Below are 17,803 nucleotides of genomic sequence, written 5' to 3' on the forward strand. Positions count from 1 at the left end.
ACTCTAGGCATCTAGAGGACAGGACTAAGGTTATTACTAACCCGCACCTGTATGGTTATAAAGTTATCAAGGTACTACATTTACCAAGCGGCTAATCCTCTAAACGTCTTACTGTCTAGTTTCTAGCCAACGAATCGCACCATACCCCACACCCTACCTGCCCCCCCGATGTCGGGGGGGTTGGGGGGGTCACACCCTGCCCCCAGGAAAAACTTTTTGCCGCAAACCCTACTTAACGTTTGTGATCAACTAATTGGCTGAGAGTCACCACCTGATAACCTCGATCGTGTAATTTCGCTAATAAATTCTTCAGCACGATCGCCGTATTCTCATCTCTTTCGGGGGAACCACCGTGAAGCACTAAAATCGCCCCGGGGAAAATAAATTGCGAGATATACCAAGTGGTAAATTGAGGATGATTCGTTCCTTTTCTGGTATCTAAAGGAATCATGGAAGCGAGAGCAAATCGGGACTCGTAGCCGGGGAATTTCCCCAAAAACGAGCGCATAGATTGATTATAGAAGGCTTGACCGGGACGATACCAGCGCGGTGCTTGACCGGTAAGACGACTTAAAATATCGTTAGCTTCCCGAAACTGACTAGCAAAAGCGTCGGCAGCCAGTTGACTGGTGCGGAGATCTTGGGTGCCGTGATTAGCGATTTCGTGACCTTGGGCGATTAGACGCTCAATCAAGGTGGAGTTCGGTTGCAGGTGTCCTGTGATCAGAAAAAAAGTCGCCTTGACGGGGGTTGCTGGGCTGGCTTTTTCTCGATTATGAGTTGCGATCGCTGCTAAAATGCGATCGGTGGATTTTCCTTCGGGATCGTTGGGGGTGGGTGCATCATCGATGGTAAGAGCGATAATTTTCTCTCCTGTCGGTTGATAGAAAATTGCCCCCGGAAAAAGTCGAGCGACGATCGAGACAATTAATTTGGCAATGCTCATTCGGGAAAGTAAGGGATGAGAGGAAAAGCAAAAATTAGCAATTACGGGCCAGTCACTGAAAGATTATTTCTGTAGGAGATATTTCTGCATTTTGTTGAGTTTCTGCCAATAAATAATCATTAAAACCACATAGGCCACAAAACTGAGGATATCAACTACGGGTAAAAATAGGGTAGTGGCCACGATCGCCCAAGCTAATCCCAGACGCTGATTACAACTACCAAACCGGTGTGCATTTTCTCCTAGAGCCGAGCGATTAGGATGCTGGTAGCTTGAAAGCTGAGATAATCCAGATAAAAACCGTGTGAACAATCGGGATGATCATCAACCACATCCATACTGGTGGAAACCGGCGATGTTCGGGGGGGAGAACTACCAGAGCGTTATAATGAAACCAAGCCACCAAGACATTCAGCAACACAATGATCGCGATGACGCTGATAACGGCGATCGTGGGTAAAGTTCCTAGTCTTCTTATCATATTTAGTTTCTAATGTCAAGGGTTTGTCATCGATTCTAAAGATTTTTTTAAGGTGCTAGTTAATTCTCGCACCGCTTGTTTTTTGGCTGCCCCGTCCCGTTGATAGGTGCTGTGCCAGCGTGCCGTCACATCGAGGGGTTCTGCTACGGTAATTATCGCCTTTTGTGGTGCAATTGCCGGCCGAGCTTGGCCTTTGCCCGTAATTTCGTGAATCAGGGCATTAATCATCAATAAAGTCTCTGCAAACCTTCTAGCGGTGGGTTTATTTTGTAGATAGGACTTGCTGAATAATGGTAAAACCCTTTGAAAATAAGGCTTTTGACCTGTTAAAATCTGATGTTAGTGCAAGAAAATAGGATTGGGACATTCAAAAACCTTGCATTATTCTCCTCGTAGTACATAAACTGGTACAAAAAAAGAGGGCAACAAAGCCTGAAACGACCGACGACCGGCTACTGACTCCTGACTCCTGACTCCTACCCCCAGGAAAAACTTTTTCAGCAAACCCTAGATAATGACCGGTGACGACGACAAAATTCTCCACCCATCTCATGTGCCAGAGATGTTGATGCGCTTCCGACGCGACTAGAGCCGCCAAACCCCTTTCCACGTCCGAGAGGGTTTGGATGTCCACGTCCCGACGATAGATCCAATCCCAGACCGTATCCTCGATATCCTGGGCGCGTTCGAGCAAATTGCGATCTCGCGTAGCGAGCGCGTTGCGACCGCTATGGGGCTGCATTTGCAGATATCCCTCCAACATTTTTAATACTGCGTCCATCAATCCCTGTAAACGCAGGGTTAATCCCTCGATCGGACTCAAATTGGCTAACTTTGCCGCTTGTTCCTCTAACTGAATGGCGGTATGGAAACGCCGATAAAAACTTTCCATTTGTTCTAATAAATATTCAGCAATACGCAATAGTTTCGGGTAGAGTAGGGCCTCTTCCTCTGGGGTCAATTGCTGCTCTGGATTCCATTCCCTCGATGAGAGAGAGTTTTCTAATTGCCGATTGGCCCCATCTCCCGGAGGAAAACCGCATTCGCGCTCGATCGCCCGACAGAGTTGCCAAATCTTCGGCCAGGGATTTTCTAAATACTGATACCTCACACCGATGGGGACAATAGACAGCTGCTGATTCTCCCCCGCTGCCACCAGAGCCTCGACACACCAAAAACTGGTTTGAGCGCAGCCCAATTCTAAACGACTGACCAGTTCGCCGTGACCGTTGGTATAGCCTTCCGGCGCAATGGCCAAGGGAAATTGCCCGCGAACGTAGAGATGGCGCAGGGTACGCAAACAGCCGAAATCGGGACGACCGCGGATCACGGGAACGCCACCGATCGCCGGTAAGAGCCAATTAGCCACTGGACCTGCCCAGAGGGGAATCCCTCGATCGTAGAGAAAATAGCCAAAAACTGGCTTATTTAAACTTATTCCCTCATTGGCAGCTATTTTAGGCAGGTTGCTATGAAGATAATGGATCAAGGAGGGGGGATCGTTAGTGCTGGAATGACGATAGGCAAGCAGAAACCGCAACTGTCCAGCTTGGAAACGGCCGTAACAATCGACGAGAATTTCGCTATTTTCCCCTTCCACCCGCTCAATCTGACATTGCGATCGCAAATAGAAGGGCAACAGCCGATAAATTGCCGCCAAGACCAAGGGGTTAAAATGGGGGGCGAGAAATTTTAGCGGTGATTGGGCGCGGATAGGTTTTGTCATCGGAGAATGAGTTTATTATGGATAGGACAGAATCAAGGATTTTCAGCGGAGCCGGAGAAAATTATCGGTTCACTTAAGATGATATTTGATTTTTTTCCATCTTCAATGATTCTAAGTATCGGCGGACAAACTAGCCGCCGGTAAACCTCGATCTCGCGTAGCGAGCGCGTTGCGACCGCCCGCTCTGACCTTCTCAAAATTAACCGATCTAACTTTAACAACGCCCGTGAAACAACTGATTCAAGCCTTGGCTCTTTTGGGATTACTAGGAATCGCTGGATTGCTGCTTTTATTTCTTGCCCCTTCCTGGCCGACCCTTTTCGGTGTACTGGTTCTCGATCCCCGCGCTTTCGTCACCATTAAATCCCTGCGCTTTGGTTTGGAAGAAGCGATTATCGTTGTCTTTATCGCTAGTGTTTCCGAGGCGATCAGACAAAGTTTTGTCTTATTTATTAACCGGATTCCCCCCAGCCGCTTTATTTTTAGTTTATTAATTACTTCTATTCTCTACGCTTTTAATTTTGGCATTTGGGCCGCTGGACTTTGGCTAGTCACTATCCTCTTATTTCGGGGTGATACCCGCCTATTTGAGGTGGCCAGTACCCTAGGATTTAGTTACGCACCCTTTATCTTCGGATTAGCGATCGCTCTTCCCTAGGCTGGCCGGGCGATCTATATCTTATTAATCCTCTGGAGTGTGGCAGCCCTGGCCGTGGGTTTAACCGTTCTCCTCAATATTTCTTTACTTCATGCTTTCATCGCCTCTTTATTAGGTTTTCTTGTCCTTTTAGTTTTCCAGAGAACTATCGGTTATCCCTTTATTTTTGCTGTCCATTGGCTGACAGAAAAATTATTAGGGGTCGAATTAGTGATCGATAAAAAACACTTGCAAAAAATTGTTGATTCGGGAATCAACCCAGAAGACCTAGAAAAAGATACCAGCGAGGAAACAGAGGAAGAAAAGACGAAAAACGAAGCCCTTTGGCACAATTATCTCACGGAAATGTCTCTTTTTATCTCACCAATTAGTAAAAATTTTCTCAGAATCGGTCATCATTTAGAAGTAGTAAAAACTCAAAATCTCAAAACAGTTCTAGAATATGTTGGGCTAGGTTTTTTAGGTTTATGTTTAATTCTCCTATTTTCTCCCGCCAAAACTTGGCTACAGGAAGGATTTTTTGCCCTTGATGATGCCGTGCGACTGACCTTCGATCTGATCGGATTTAGTCTATTATTACTGTTCCTGGGTTTATTTCTAGAAGCACTGACCTCGCCTCTAGAAGCCTTGGGTTGGTGGGCCGGTTGGTACAGTCCCAGTCGCGTCTATGCCGAGGAACCCTGGCAGCAACTAGCACCACCCCAAAACCAAGTGCAGCGTTATATCGTCTATCTCGACGGGATATGTCAGGAGTCCACTCGCTTGAAACCCTACGCTCAAAATTTTCTCGCCGAATTATACGGGATTTTACCGGCGCAAGTGCGGATCGTTGGCAATATTATGCCCTATTCCACCACTAATCGCGCCTTAACCGATTCCGAGCGCCCTCTAGCCGGTTTCTGGCAATGGGTGGAAACAAACGGTCAGAAAGGGCATAACGGTGTAATGGCTTTAATCAATCTGCGGAATTTATTTAAGATCGTGGTTTCGGCCGATGATCGCTACGGACCAATTTTTAATCAGGGTTCGGCGGGAGTGATTCTCGAGGCATTACTACACAATGATTATCCCTTGGGCAGTAAGATACCAATTACTTTTATCGGTTATAGTGGCGGCGCTCAGGTTTCCTTGGGTGCAATTATCTATCTCAAAAAATTCCTGAAAGTACCCATCGAAATGATTTCTCTAGGGGGGGTTTTTAGCGGCAATGTCGGTTTTTTGCAGTTGGATCGGTTCTATCATTTAGTCGGTGAACGGGATACGGTAGAACCGATCGGTCGGACGATTTTTCCCGAACGCTGGCCGATCGCTTGGCTTTCCTACTGGAATCAAGCTCGTCGTCTCGGCATTATCAAGATTATCTCCCTGGGACCTACCCATCATAACGGGGTTATGGGTTATATGGACGGTGAAAGAACCCTCGCCGATGGTCGCACCTGTCGCCAGCAAACCGTGGACACTGTGGCTAAATTAATCTCTTTTCCTTAGCTGCTCTCAAAGTTCCCCAGAAAAATTGAGATTGACTGATCATGGCTATTTAACACTGGTTTGGGGCTATCCTCGCCAATTCCAGCCCAATACCTGTTCCCTCTTATCAAATCGGCTCGATTTTTTTTCTCAAAACCCTTGACAAATGGCGAGACTTGCTTTAGACTTTATGTATAATGGGAATCCCTGCGCCCATATATATAGGGTTTTTGAGGGAAGATAAGAGAGAAAAAAATAGACTCCAAAATCGGGATGGGTAGGAATAGGGATAAAGGTATGAAGACAGAAAATTTCTCTCCCCGACAAGCATTAAACAAAGCATTCCTGAGTAGGGATAATTCATGAATTATCCCTACGGAATTATCCCTACGGAATTATCCCTACGGAATTATCCCTACGGAATTATCCCTACGATCTGAATTGTTGTTACAGTGATTATAAATCCTTTCTACCGAAGCTTTGCCAAAACTGAACTTCCTCCTGACTAGGTTTGACTTGCTGATTTTCGATATCTTGATGCCATTTTAAAGGATTATTAACAATATATTCTCTAATTTTCGTTAAGGAAACCTCATCACGGATAATATGTTCATAATAATTCTTTTGCCAAACCGATTGACCTTGAGTACTCTGCAATTGATTAATCAGTTTAGCACTATTCATTTTAAAATAACCAACCACTTTAGGTAACAACATTTTTCGCCTTTCCTCTGGTAGAGATAATTCATGAATTATCTCTAATGGGTTATCAATAAATATTATTCCGTGAATATGATTAGGCATAATCACAAATTCATCTAAAATAACTTCTTTATAACGAGTATCTAAACTATGCCAAATATCCTTAACAACTTGACCAAATTGATTAAGATTCATGACGTTATCTTGTATGTCCCCTAATAAATTTTCACTATTTTTAATACAGATTGTCACAAAATATGCAGCCGATTGAGAATAATCATAGTGAGATAATCTTAAGGAACGACGATGGGGTTTATCAGAAAAGTTATTCATTTATTCATCTCCTTGTCAGGACAATAAATAGGAATCTTATTTTAGTTTTTGGCTATTTAGTAAAATAAGATCAAGCTGAAGATAACAATAATTGTAACTGCTCGGTCTCGCGTAGCGAGCGCGTTGCGACCGCTTCCTTTAACCTTTCTACCCCTGCAAACTTACTGGCAATTTCCCTCACATCTTGGGAAGTGGGGAGATTTTCTCAAAACCCTTGACAAATGGCGAGACTTGCTTTAGACTTTATGTATAATGGGAATCCGTGCGCCCATATATATAGGGTTTTTGAGGGAAGATAAGAGAGAAAAAAATAGACTCCAAAACCGGGATGGGTAGGAATAGGGATAAAGGTATGAACACGGAAAATTTCTCTCCCCGACAAGCATTAAACAAAGCATTCCTGAGTAGGGATAATTCATGAATTATCCCTACGGAATTATCCCTACGGAATTATCCCTACGGAATTATCCCTACGGAATTATCCCTACGGAATTATCCCTACGGAATTATCCCTACGGAATTATCCCTACGGAATTATCCCTACGATCTGAATTGTTGTTACGGTGATTATAAAATCGGCTCGATTTTTTTCTCAAAACCCTTGACAAATGGCGAGACTTGCTTTAGACTTTTTATATAATGGGAATCCGTGCGCCCATATATATATGGTTTTTGAGGGAAGATAAGAGAGAAAAAAATAGACTCCAAAACCGGGATGGGTAGGAATAAGGATATAAGGTATGAAGACGGAAAATTTCTCTCCCCGACAAGCATTAAACAAAGCATTCCTAAGAGTCAAACCGAGTCGTAGTCAGGTGGAGAAGTTTCAAACCCACCTAGAACAACTTTTGGGGAGTATAAACGAGACAGAATCGGAGGAGTTCCACAAAAACCTGCTTGCAGACTTTCTCAAACACAGCTACTATAGTCCCCAACATTTCATCAACACCAAGGGAAGGAATGATTTAGTCATCCATAATGGGAAAGAGTCGCGGGATTCCGTGGGGGTGATATTGGAAGTGAAGAAACCCAGCAATAAAAGCGAGATGCTGCGGAGAGACAAACTCAACTGTAAAGCATTACAGGAATTACTCCTCTACTTCCTACGGGAAAGAATAACCGAGAAAAACCTAGAGATAAAACACCTGATTGCTACCAATATATATGAGTGGTTTATCTTCGATGGGAATATCTTCGAGAGACTATTCGCACAAAATCAGGAACTTGTCAGACAGTTTAATGACTTTGAGACGGGGAGACTAACGGGAAAAACCACCGACTTCTTCTATAAACAGATAGGGGAACCCTTCCTTAACTCCAGACTCGATTCCCTGACATACACCCATTTTGACTTGCGGGAATACACCCAAACCATCTGGGAGGACGAACATAACCTCATCAGTCTCTATAAAATCTTTTCTCCCGAACACCTCTTAAAACTCCCCTTTGCGAACGATAGCAACAGTCTCGACAAAAACTTTTATAGTGAACTGCTGCATATCATCGGATTGACAGAGATAAAAGAGGGAGGGAAAAAACTCATCCAACGTCTGCAACCGGCAGCGCGTCAACCCGGTTCGCTGCTAGAGAACGCTATCAGTCAAGTAGAGAGTTTAGATAAAATCTCTCGTTTACCCAATCCCGAAGAATTTGGGGAGACGGAGGAGGAGAGACTATTGAATATCGGTTTAGAGTTGGGGATAACCTGGATAAATAGAATCCTCTTCCTCAAACTATTGGAAGCGCAGATAATTAGGTATCATCGGGGGGATAAATCGTTAGGGTTTCTCAATTTAAGCAAAATTGCCGACTATGACGACTTAAATCGCTTATTTTTCAGCGTCTTAGCCAAAAAACAGTCAGAAAGAAGCAAAGACATCCAGAATCCCCATACTCAGGTTCCCTATCTCAACAGTTCCCTATTTGAACCGACGGAATTAGAACAATCAACCATAGTTATCAGTAACCTGCGTTCGGAGAACCTAGAGATTTTTGCAGGAACAGTCTTAAAGGATAGTCAGGGGAAAAAGCGAACAGGAGAAATCAACGCTTTAGCATACCTATTCGAGTTTCTCAGCGCCTACGATTTTAGCAGCGAAGGTGGGGAAGCGATACAGGAGGATAACAAGACTCTTATCAATGCGTCAGTGTTGGGATTAATCTTCGAGAAAATCAACGGATATAAGGATGGTTCCTTTTTCACCCCCGGTTTCATCACTATGTATATGTGTCGGGAAACGATTCGACGCGCAGTGATAGAGAAATTTAACCAGAGTCAGGGATGGGATTGTCAGACAATCGAGGATGTGTATAACCGCATCAAAGACAAAACGGCAGCCAATGCTATTATCAATAGTCTCAAAATTTGTGATCCTGCGGTGGGTTCGGGACATTTTCTTGTTTCTGCTTTGAACGAGATAATCGCGATTAAGAGTGAGTTACAGATTTTAGTGGATAAAGAGGGGAAAACTCTCAGGGATTATCGGGTTGAGGTGGTGAACGATGAGTTAATCGTCACCGATGATGACGGTAATCTGTTTGAGTATAATCCCCGCAACCGAGAAAGTCAGCGCGTACAGGAGACTTTATTTCAGGAAAAACAGCGTCTGATTGAGGGGTGTCTCTTTGGAGTTGATATCAATCCCAACTCGGTGAAAATCTGTCGGTTGCGTTTATGGATTGAGTTACTCAAGAATGCTTACTACAAAGCAGACAACGAGTTAGAGACGTTACCGAATATCGATATTAATATCAAGGTTGGCAATTCTCTGATTAGTCGCTTTGGGTTATCCAATGATTTACAAGTCTTTTCCCGCAAAAATCGTTTAAGTATCGAGAGTTATAAGGATGCGGTGAGAGTCTATCGCAACGCGGAGGATAAATCGCAAAAGCGCGAGATGGAGAGATTGATAAGTGAGATTAAGAGTAGTTTTCGTCAGACTTTACAGGGAGATAATCCTCTGAAAAAGCGCTTGCGCGGTTTGGAAACGGATTTATATAGTCTAGAGAATCAAATTTTGTTATTTGAGGAGTCACCCAAGGAAAAGAAAGCGCGGGAAAGGAAGATTAGTCAGTTAAGGAATGAGATTGATAAATTACGTCCGCAACTAGAGGAGATTGAAAGCGGTAAGATTTATCATAATGCTTTTGAATGGCGCTTCGAGTTCCCCGAAGTTCTAGATGATAAGGGGAATTTTATCGGTTTTGATGTGGTAATTGGCAATCCTCCTTATATCCGACAGGAGGAACTCAAAAATATTAAACCTATCTTGCAGAAAATTTATCAATCCTATACCGGGATTGCTGATTTATTTGTCTATTTCTATGAGAGGGGTTTACAAATACTCAAAACTAAAGGTTATTTAACTTATATCTCCTCAAATAAATATTTTCGTTCGGGATACGGAGAAAAATTAAGACAACTTCTCAGCAATTCGACGAAAATTTTTAATTTAATTGACTTTGGTGATTTTCCCGTCTTTGAAGAAGCTACCGCTTATCCCAGTATTATCGCTTTAAGTAAAGATAAATGTGATGGCAATCAGTTTAAAGCTTTAGCTTGGGATAAACACAGAGATCAAAATATCACCCAGTTTGCTACAATTCTAGAACAAGATTATCTAACCATCACTCAAGCTAATTTATCTGCTGATGGTTGGAAATTAGAATCTTCACAAACTTTAGATTTATTGGCTAAATTGCAAAAAGTCGGTACTCCTTTGGGAGAATATGTAAAAGGTAAATTATATTATGGCATTAAAACAGGTTTAAATGAAGCTTTTGTGATTGATAAAATCACCCGCGATAGATTAATTAGTGAACATCCTTCCTCCCAGGAAGTTATTAAACCTTTTCTACGGGGACGAGATGTAAAAAGATGGCGAATAGATTTCGCTGAACAGTATTTAATTAAAATTGAGTCATCGGAAAATAAAAGTCATCCTTGGTCAGATAAAGGTAAAATAGAAGCAGAAGCAATCTTTGCTCAAACCTATCCCGCAATTTATGCAAGATTTCAAGAATTTCGGGATAAATTAATTAAAAGAGATGATCAAGGTCGCTTTTTTTGGGAATTGCGTTCTTGTAAGTATTGGCAAGAATTTGAACAACCTAAAATTATTTATCCAAATATATGTAAACGTAACGAATTTACCTTTGACAATTCTGGTTATTACACTAATCAAAAAGCCTTTATTATTTCCTGTAATGATCTAACTTTACTAGCTATTCTTAATTCTAATGTTCTGATGTTTTTGTTTGAAAAAATACTAGCAAAATTACAGGGTAATTTTTATGAACCGAGTTCTATTTTTATCAAAGATTTTCCTATCGCTAGTGCAACAGAAACTCAAAAACAAGCGATCGAATATCTAGTTAAACAATGTTTAGAAGCTAAGGGAAAAGACGTCAAGGAGTTAGAAACAAAAATTAACCAAATAGTGTATGAATTGTATGGATTAAGTGAGGAGGAAATCAGGATAATAGAGGGAGAAATAAAATAAATATAAATGTAGTAACGCACCCAAAAGCATCCCAAAGGACTGACAAAAATTTGATCCCCCTAAATCCCCCTTTTTAAGGGGGATTTAAATTTAATACATTTGTTCTTATGAACTCCCAATCGAACTTTAAAACCCATCTCCGCGCTTCCCCTATACCTTCCTCTTACCTATTGCAAGAGTGCCTTATCTCAACAAGTAATTTAAATTCAGTACAGCTTACACCCAAAAGAATCTCAACCAAAATGCTTGACAAAAGCCAAGACTTGACTTATACTTTTTATATAATGGGAATCCGTGCCTAAATATATATAGGGGTTTTCAGAGAAATTAACGAGCGAAAGAAATAGGGACGAAAAGGAAAGCTTTGCGGCAAGGATTAAAGCTGGTTTGGTTAGACTAACTTTATCAGTACCTTTTGAGGAGAGAAAAGTTATGGCTGAGTCAAAAAGCTGGGATTTTCAGAGATTTTGGCAAACTCTAGACTATTTTGATAGTATTCCCCTGTGGAGTTGTCTGCAAAAGCTGCTCGGTTTCGGGGAAGATAAAAAAAATCAGCTAACAAATGAGCAAGGGATGAAGACCATTTTAGTCATTGGTGGGGAAAATGCGATCGGTAGAAAAGTAATCACCCAACTACAGCAGCAAAACTATCAAATCCGCGCTTTAGTCGATAATATCGAGTCTGCACGTCAATTATTGGCTGAAAATGTCGATTTATTCGCTCTGCAAACCCCGCAATTATTCACGGGGATTGATGAGATTATCTACTGTCAAGGGGAGAATAACCGCCATAGTTTAGCTAATTTACTCGATTTCTTGAAAAATACGGGGATAACCGCCGAAAAAACCCTCTTTGACTTTAGCAATCCCAGCAGTGATATCAAAGAAATCTGGGGTGCGGTGGATGATGTGGTAATGGGAGGAGTGAGTGAGAGTCAGATAACCCTAACCGGAGGACGAGCGCTCTTTTCCGGTATCGTTAGAACTGAAAATAACGGCGGTTTTGCCTCAGTTCGTACCAGAAACCTGAATCCTCCCCTAAATTTATCTAACTACGAGGGAATAGAATTACAGGTACAAGGGGACGGAAAACGCTATAAATTAATTCTGCGTTGTGAGGGACGTTGGGATGGCATCGGTTACTGTTATTCTTTTGATACATTTGATCGCACCCTGCAAAAGATTTCTATTCCCTTTGGCGATTTAATCCCGGTGGTGCGGGCCAAAACGATGAGAGATGCAGCACCCTTTGATAGCAGTAGCGTCTATGCTTTGCAGTTAATGCAGAGTAAATTCGAGTACGATGGGGCGATAAATCCCCGTTTCTCCCCGGGGTTATTTGCTTTAGAAATTGTCACAATTAAAGCCTACGGGGGCAAAAACCGCTTAATTATCGTTAAAGAAGGAGAAATCGCCGAAAAAAGCCTTTTAGATGCCAGTGGTTATCCCTACGAAGCGATCGATTCTGCTCAGATTTTCGCTAAACTTAATTAATTTAAATAAGCTTGGATCTCAAGTTAAACTACAGAACATCGGGTTAAGATCATGACTATCGGGAGCATAATTAAGGAGGTATGTTCATGAGTGAACAGAATCCCTACGAACAACTTGGGGTTACTGAAGAATCCTCTTTTGAAGAAATTCAAGAGGCCAAACAAAGACTGGTGCAACAGTATCAAAATGATAGCAAAATTGTCGAATTGATCGAGTCGGCCTACGATTCCGTCCTCATGGATCGACTGCGGATGCGACAGGAGGGTAGAATTAAAGTTCCCGATCGCATTCGTTTTCCTGAACGTCTGACGATTCCGGTGGAAAGTAAACCAGTTACTAGCAGCAAATCTCCTCACTGGTGGAAAAGCCTCATCGATACACCTTCTGCACGGGATATCGGTGTACCAGCAGTGATTTACGCTTGTTTAGGAGCAATAACGCTGTTAGTTCCCGATCCCAGTGGCTCCCTCTTACCGCTGCTCTTAGCTTTTGGCGTTTTCGTTAATATCTATTTTTTCAACCGCAAGGAAAAACGTTTTGGCCGCGCCTTACTATTCACTCTCGCTGGTTTAGTGCTAGGAGTCGCTCTGGGAGCGGGATTAGCCAGTTTAGCGGCCCAGGCTGATTTGCATATCTTCGGCGATCGCCAAATTTATGCGCTCGTCACTTTTCTGATCTTTTGGGTGATTAGTAGTTTTTTCCGTTAACCAATCGCTCGTAGGGAGCCTAAGATCACGTCCACTGCTTCCCCAAGGTTATTGACGATATAATCAGGCTCGTAGCTCTCTAAACGGGAACGGCTGCGAATCCCCGATAATACGCCAATAACCTTAATATTTTGGCTTTTAGCGGCGGCAATATCCGCTTCCGTATCCCCCACCATCCAAGTATCGGCAGCCGCCGGCAGTTCTTTAGCGGCCTTAGCCATAAGCAGGGTTTTGTCGCGCACGTCGTTGGTTTTGGTGTAATTGTTATTTAGACAATAACGACGATTAGCGGCGAAAAAACGACCGATATCGTGGCGATTAAAGGCATGATCTAGCTCGGATACCCGCCGCATCGTCATCACGACTAAATCGATCTTTAACTCTTGGATTTTCTGGAGAGTTTCCAAAGAACCAACCACCGGGCGATCGTGGACAAGATAGGGTAAAGTATGGACAGTTTGACGACGAAGATGGGCAAATTTACGCGCTTGATCTTCATCTAATCCTGACATTTCCCCGATACGCTTCTCAGAAACCTGCTCCCGTTTTAACTGCCAGAATTCCGCTTTCGATAATTCCCCGATAATTTGACCTTTATAGGCGGTTTTCTGTAAACAGTCTTGATAAACTTGGTAATATCGCTCCGATACGTCCATTATCGGGCCGTCAAAGTCGCTAATTAGTCTCAACATCGTTCTAATACTTCTCGCTTTATTAATTTTTATATACAAGTTACCCTAGAGTCTTGACAATGACAAGAGTTTTGTCGGGAAAAAGATTAGGGACCAGGGAAGTGGGGTGTGGGGTGTGGGAAGCGGGGAAGTGGGAAGTGGGGGAATTTCAACTAAAACCCTAAAACCCTAAAACCCCAACCCCTCACTGTTTACTGATCACTGATGCTTCCCCTTCCCTAGTCTGGACGGTTAGCTTAAAATAAATGTAAGGATATGTAAACTTTCGTAACTATCTCGCCAATTGGCTAACCAATGATCCCAACAACTTCTTTATTCGCACCCGTTGACGATGATCTCCGTCTTTTGACCGATAACTTAAAAAACCTCGTCGGCGCTCGTCATCCCATTTTAGCGGCGGCAGCAGAACATTTGTTCGAGGCCGGTGGTAAACGCGTTCGACCGGCGATCGTGTTGTTAGTGTCTCGCGCTACCATGTTAGACCGGGATATCACTCCCCGTCATCGTCGATTAGCGGAAATCACGGAGATGATCCACACTGCCAGTCTCGTCCATGATGATGTGGTAGATGAGGCAGAATTGCGGCGCGGTGTTCCCACCGTTAACAGTTTATTTGACAATCGCGTGGCGGTTTTAGCGGGGGATTTTCTTTTCGCTCAATCCTCTTGGTATCTAGCAAATTTAGATAATTTAGAAGTGGTAAAATTGCTCTCAGAAGTGATTCGCGATTTTGCTGAAGGGGAAATTCAACAGGGAATTAATCGCTTTGATACCAGTATCTCCTTGGCAGCTTATCTAGAAAAAAGTTACTACAAAACTGCTTCTTTAATTGCCAACAGTGCCAAAGCGGCCGGGGTATTAAGCGAGCAATCAGCTGAAGTTAATCATCATTTATATAATTATGGTCGCGATTTAGGATTAGCTTTTCAAATCGTCGATGATATTCTCGATTTTACCTCCCCTACGGAAGTATTAGGAAAACCCTCTGGCTCCGATTTGATCAGTGGTAATATCACCGCTCCCGCTCTCTTTGCCATGGAGGAAAATCCCTATATAGAAGTGTTAATCGAGCGGGAATTTAGTCAGGAAGGAGACATCGAAAAAGCTCTTGATTTTATTCACTCTAGCCAAGGTATTCCTCGCTCAAAAGAATTAGCCGATCAATACGGTCAAAGTGCCTTAAAACACCTTGACTGCTTAGCTTCTTCTCCCTCAAAAGATGTGTTAATCGAGCTAGTAGATTACGTTTTGAGCCGAATTTATTAGGGAATAATAGTTCTCGCCGTAGCAATAGTCCAAGCATCGACTAATAATAAAAATAGGGTGAGAATAAAAAGAATTCCATACATCCAAGGCTGAGAAAGGGGGCGAATATCAGTCATATCCAAGTTAGTTTTTTCTGCGATTATTTTGACCATGCGATTAAATCCCACTACTCGCATCGGCAATAAATAGGCTTTTTCCGAGGAGCGATCAAGGAAATAATAAACTAAACCACCCTGTCCTGTACTGCGACATTTAAGTTCTTTTATATCTGTCCAATTTAACCACCAACCAGAGCGAAGAAAAGCAGGAAACCATTGGGGATAGGTAACTTGTATCCCTGTTTCTGATAAAATGACTCTTTCACTTAAAGCTCCGTATAAAGCGATTAATCCTAAGCTAATTCCTACCCAGAGAAAATTGGGATTAACAGGGGAATTAGTGACTTTTGCTAAAAAGGGTAAAGGGATGGTTAACGCCACATATAAACTTAATAAAGTTACCCGAATTATTGGTGATATCCGAAAAGTTATTGTCTCGTTCATTTGATAACCTTAATCAGTAAACAGTAAACAGTGAAAAGAAGGCTCCGAACTTGCCACTTAATACTTTAACACTTTAATACTTAATACTGTTCACTGAAAACTCAAAACTGATCACTGATCAGTGATCACTGAGTCTCCTTGTCCCCAAAAACCATCGTATTTAGTAACTTCGATATCACCAAAAACTTTGACTTGACAAGCAAGACGACGGTTATTATCGTGGTTATGGGGAGGTAAAGAAAGACGCGCTTTTTCCTGCCAATTGATAGCAGAAACTTCGCCCACAATTGCCACCGCACAGGTTCCACAGCTGCCGATGCCGCGACAATTGATTAACTTGGAACCGCCGTTATACAAAGAAATGTCATGTTTTAATAATATACGACGGAGATTTTCACCTCGATCGCAGGTGATTGTTTGACCGTAAACTGTTATTCTAGGCATTAGGGGCGTGATTTTAAGTCGCTACAGTTATTAATTAATATTAACACCTATTGACTATTTCTATGAACAATGGTAAGCGCATTTGGGTCTATGACACTACCCTCCGGGATGGGGCGCAAAGAGAAGGTATTTCCCTCTCCCTAGAAGACAAAATTAAAATCGCCAGGGAATTAGATCGGATGGGTATTCCTTTTATCGAAGGCGGTTGGCCTGGCGCAAACCCTAGAGACGGTCAATTTTTCTGGAAAATGCAGGAAGAACCCCTAAAACAAGCGGAATTAGTCGCTTTTTGTTCCACTCGTCGCCCCCATGTCGAGGCCCGGGAAGATTCGATGTTAACCGCCATTCTCGCCGCTAGAACCCGTTGGGTGACAATTTTCGGCAAATCTTGGGATCTGCACGTCACAGAGGGCTTAAAAACCAGTCTAGAGGAGAATTTAGCCATGATAGGGGACACGATCGAGTATCTACGCTGTCAGGGAAGACGAGTCATTTATGATGCCGAACATTGGTTTGATGGTTACAAAAATAACCCCGAATACGCCCTTTTAACCCTGAAAACCGCCAGGGATGCTGGGGCCGAATGGTTAGTTTTCTGTGATACCAACGGCGGCACTTTACCCCAAGAAATCGCCCCTATAGTGGAGAAAGTGCGGGAGCAATTGGGTATCGATCCCGATGAGGAAAATGCGCCTCAATTAGGCATCCATGCCCATAATGACGCAGGAACCGCCGTAGCCAACTCCTTAGCGGCAGTTAACGAGGGCGCACGCATGATTCAAGGCACAATTAACGGTTATGGGGAACGCTGCGGCAATGCCAATTTATGTACTTTAATTCCCAATCTTCAGTTAAAAATGGGATTTTCTTGCCTAGAAGAAAATCAATTAGGCCGATTGACGGGAACTAGCCGAAAAATCAGCGAAATGGTCAATTTAGCCCCGGATGATCATGCTCCCTTCGTCGGACGTTCCGCTTTTGCCCATAAGGGTGGTATTCACGTTTCTGCGGTGGCGAAAAATCCCCTTACCTACGAACATATTAATCCAGAAGCGATCGGTAATCAGCGCCGCATCGTCATTTCTGACCAATCGGGATTAAGTAATGTCTTAGCGAAAGCGCGCAGTTTTGGCATCGATTTAAATAAAGATGATCCCACCTGTCGGCAAATTCTGGAACGTTTAAAAATCTTGGAAAGTCAGGGTTATCAATTTGAGGCAGCCGAAGCTAGTTTTGAGTTATTAATGCGGGAAGCTTTGGGACAGAGAAGCCACCTTTTTGAATTAAAAGGATTCCAAGTTTATTGTGATATGCTCCGGGATAGTGGTAATGCGATCGCAACCATTAAAGTACAGGTAAAAGAGGAAGATTTATTAGAAGTGGCCGAGGGTAACGGGCCTGTGGCTGCTTTAGATATGGCTTTAAGAAAGGCTTTAGTCAAATTCTATCCCGAAATTGCTAACTTTCACCTGACCGATTATAAAGTGAGAATCCTCGATAGTGGTTCGGGGACGGCAGCGAAAACTAGGGTTTTAATCGAGTCGAGTAACGGTCAACAAAGATGGACAACCGTGGGAGTGTCTAGTAATATTTTGGAAGCTTCCTATCAAGCAGTAGTAGAAGGAATTGAATACGGTTTATATCTGCTGCAAAACAATAAACTAGAATTATCGGGTCAATTTTGTCCTTTGGGGATAATTTAAGCAACAGTTATCAGTTATCAGTTATCAGTTATCAGTTATCAGTTATCAGTTATCAGTTATCAGTTATCAGTTATCAGTTATCAGTTATCAGTTATCAGTTATCAGTTATCAGTTATCAGTTATCAGTTATCAGTTATCAG

At 42.7% G+C, this 17,803-nt stretch carries 18 protein-coding genes; 9 read left to right on the forward strand and 9 right to left on the reverse strand.

What is annotated here, in order from left to right; genetic code table 11:
- Positions 1 to 232 precede the first annotated feature (232 nt).
- From O9324_RS11955 to O9324_RS11975, 5 genes are all read right to left on the reverse strand, one after another.
- Positions 233 to 946 carry a polysaccharide deacetylase family protein gene (locus O9324_RS11955; RefSeq protein ID WP_288140299.1) on the reverse strand — a complete coding sequence of 238 codons (714 nt, stop codon included), beginning with the start codon at positions 944 to 946 and terminating at the stop codon, positions 233 to 235.
- 63 nt (positions 947 to 1,009) lie between these two features.
- Positions 1,010 to 1,258, reverse strand: a complete 249-nt coding sequence (locus tag O9324_RS11960) for a hypothetical protein (RefSeq protein ID WP_287107451.1) — start codon at positions 1,256 to 1,258, stop codon at positions 1,010 to 1,012.
- On the reverse strand, positions 1,203 to 1,427 hold the full coding sequence (locus tag O9324_RS11965) for a hypothetical protein (protein ID WP_284526053.1): 225 nt from the start codon (positions 1,425 to 1,427) through the stop codon (positions 1,203 to 1,205). The genes O9324_RS11960 and O9324_RS11965 overlap by 56 nt, the downstream gene beginning before the upstream one ends.
- A gap of 15 nt (positions 1,428 to 1,442) precedes the next feature.
- Complete coding sequence (locus O9324_RS11970; RefSeq protein ID WP_052276232.1) at positions 1,443 to 1,655, reverse strand: hypothetical protein; 213 nt, start codon at positions 1,653 to 1,655, stop codon at positions 1,443 to 1,445.
- A 139-nt stretch (positions 1,656 to 1,794) separates the two neighbouring features.
- Positions 1,795 to 3,153, reverse strand: coding sequence for a lysophospholipid acyltransferase family protein (locus O9324_RS11975; RefSeq protein ID WP_288140300.1), 1,359 nt, complete (start codon positions 3,151 to 3,153; stop codon positions 1,795 to 1,797).
- Between the two features lie 226 nt (positions 3,154 to 3,379).
- Here O9324_RS11975 and O9324_RS11980 point away from each other — a divergent pair, with 226 nt between their 5' ends.
- Entirely contained in the window at positions 3,380 to 3,811 is a 432-nt protein-coding gene (locus O9324_RS11980) for a hypothetical protein (protein WP_288140301.1), read from the forward strand.
- 39 nt (positions 3,812 to 3,850) lie between these two features.
- Positions 3,851 to 5,299, forward strand: coding sequence for a YIP1 family protein (locus O9324_RS11985; RefSeq protein WP_288140302.1), 1,449 nt, complete (start codon positions 3,851 to 3,853; stop codon positions 5,297 to 5,299).
- A 435-nt stretch (positions 5,300 to 5,734) separates the two neighbouring features.
- Here O9324_RS11985 and O9324_RS11990 read toward each other — a convergent pair whose 3' ends face one another.
- Complete coding sequence (locus O9324_RS11990; protein WP_002761735.1) at positions 5,735 to 6,313, reverse strand: transposase; 579 nt, start codon at positions 6,311 to 6,313, stop codon at positions 5,735 to 5,737.
- Positions 6,314 to 6,730: 417 nt separating this feature from the next.
- On the opposite strand from O9324_RS11990, the gene O9324_RS11995 reads away from it, so the two are divergent.
- The 5 genes from O9324_RS11995 to O9324_RS12010 all read left to right on the forward strand — a co-directional run bounded on the left by O9324_RS11995 (position 6,731) and on the right by O9324_RS12010 (position 13,016).
- Positions 6,731 to 6,880: a hypothetical protein gene (locus tag O9324_RS11995; RefSeq protein ID WP_159291492.1), complete on the forward strand. Its 150-nt coding sequence runs from the start codon at positions 6,731 to 6,733 to the stop codon at positions 6,878 to 6,880.
- A gap of 41 nt (positions 6,881 to 6,921) precedes the next feature.
- Complete coding sequence (locus O9324_RS27210) at positions 6,922 to 6,999, forward strand: SWIM zinc finger family protein (protein WP_353737095.1); 78 nt, start codon at positions 6,922 to 6,924, stop codon at positions 6,997 to 6,999.
- 54 nt (positions 7,000 to 7,053) lie between these two features.
- Positions 7,054 to 10,815 carry a class I SAM-dependent DNA methyltransferase gene (locus O9324_RS12000; RefSeq protein WP_288140303.1) on the forward strand — a complete coding sequence of 1,254 codons (3,762 nt, stop codon included), beginning with the start codon at positions 7,054 to 7,056 and terminating at the stop codon, positions 10,813 to 10,815.
- Between the two features lie 432 nt (positions 10,816 to 11,247).
- Positions 11,248 to 12,309: a CIA30 family protein gene (locus O9324_RS12005; RefSeq protein ID WP_288140304.1), complete on the forward strand. Its 1,062-nt coding sequence runs from the start codon at positions 11,248 to 11,250 to the stop codon at positions 12,307 to 12,309.
- A gap of 86 nt (positions 12,310 to 12,395) precedes the next feature.
- Complete coding sequence (locus O9324_RS12010; RefSeq protein WP_288140305.1) at positions 12,396 to 13,016, forward strand: CPP1-like family protein; 621 nt, start codon at positions 12,396 to 12,398, stop codon at positions 13,014 to 13,016.
- Here O9324_RS12010 and O9324_RS12015 read toward each other — a convergent pair.
- Positions 13,013 to 13,708 carry an HAD family hydrolase gene (locus O9324_RS12015; protein WP_002761731.1) on the reverse strand — a complete coding sequence of 232 codons (696 nt, stop codon included), beginning with the start codon at positions 13,706 to 13,708 and terminating at the stop codon, positions 13,013 to 13,015. The genes O9324_RS12010 and O9324_RS12015 overlap by 4 nt on opposite strands.
- Positions 13,709 to 14,002: 294 nt before the next feature.
- On the opposite strand from O9324_RS12015, the gene sds reads away from it, so the two are divergent.
- Positions 14,003 to 14,974, forward strand: a complete 972-nt coding sequence (sds, locus tag O9324_RS12020) for a solanesyl diphosphate synthase (protein WP_190723425.1) — start codon at positions 14,003 to 14,005, stop codon at positions 14,972 to 14,974.
- Here sds and O9324_RS12025 read toward each other — a convergent pair.
- Positions 14,971 to 15,516: a hypothetical protein gene (locus tag O9324_RS12025; protein WP_072927146.1), complete on the reverse strand. Its 546-nt coding sequence runs from the start codon at positions 15,514 to 15,516 to the stop codon at positions 14,971 to 14,973. The genes sds and O9324_RS12025 overlap by 4 nt on opposite strands.
- A 111-nt stretch (positions 15,517 to 15,627) precedes the next feature.
- Positions 15,628 to 15,960 (reverse strand): 2Fe-2S iron-sulfur cluster-binding protein, encoded by a 333-nt coding sequence (locus O9324_RS12030; protein WP_287739378.1) that lies wholly within the window; start codon positions 15,958 to 15,960, stop codon positions 15,628 to 15,630.
- Between the two features lie 62 nt (positions 15,961 to 16,022).
- Between O9324_RS12030 and cimA the strand changes: the two genes are divergently transcribed.
- Positions 16,023 to 17,663, forward strand: a complete 1,641-nt coding sequence (gene cimA, locus O9324_RS12035; RefSeq protein WP_288140306.1) for a citramalate synthase — start codon at positions 16,023 to 16,025, stop codon at positions 17,661 to 17,663.
- The last annotated feature ends 140 nt before the right edge of the window (positions 17,664 to 17,803 follow it).

It is taken from the genome of Microcystis sp. LE19-84.1B (assembly GCF_027531875.1).
In the GTDB taxonomy this organism is placed as follows: domain Bacteria; phylum Cyanobacteriota; class Cyanobacteriia; order Cyanobacteriales; family Microcystaceae; genus Microcystis; species Microcystis panniformis.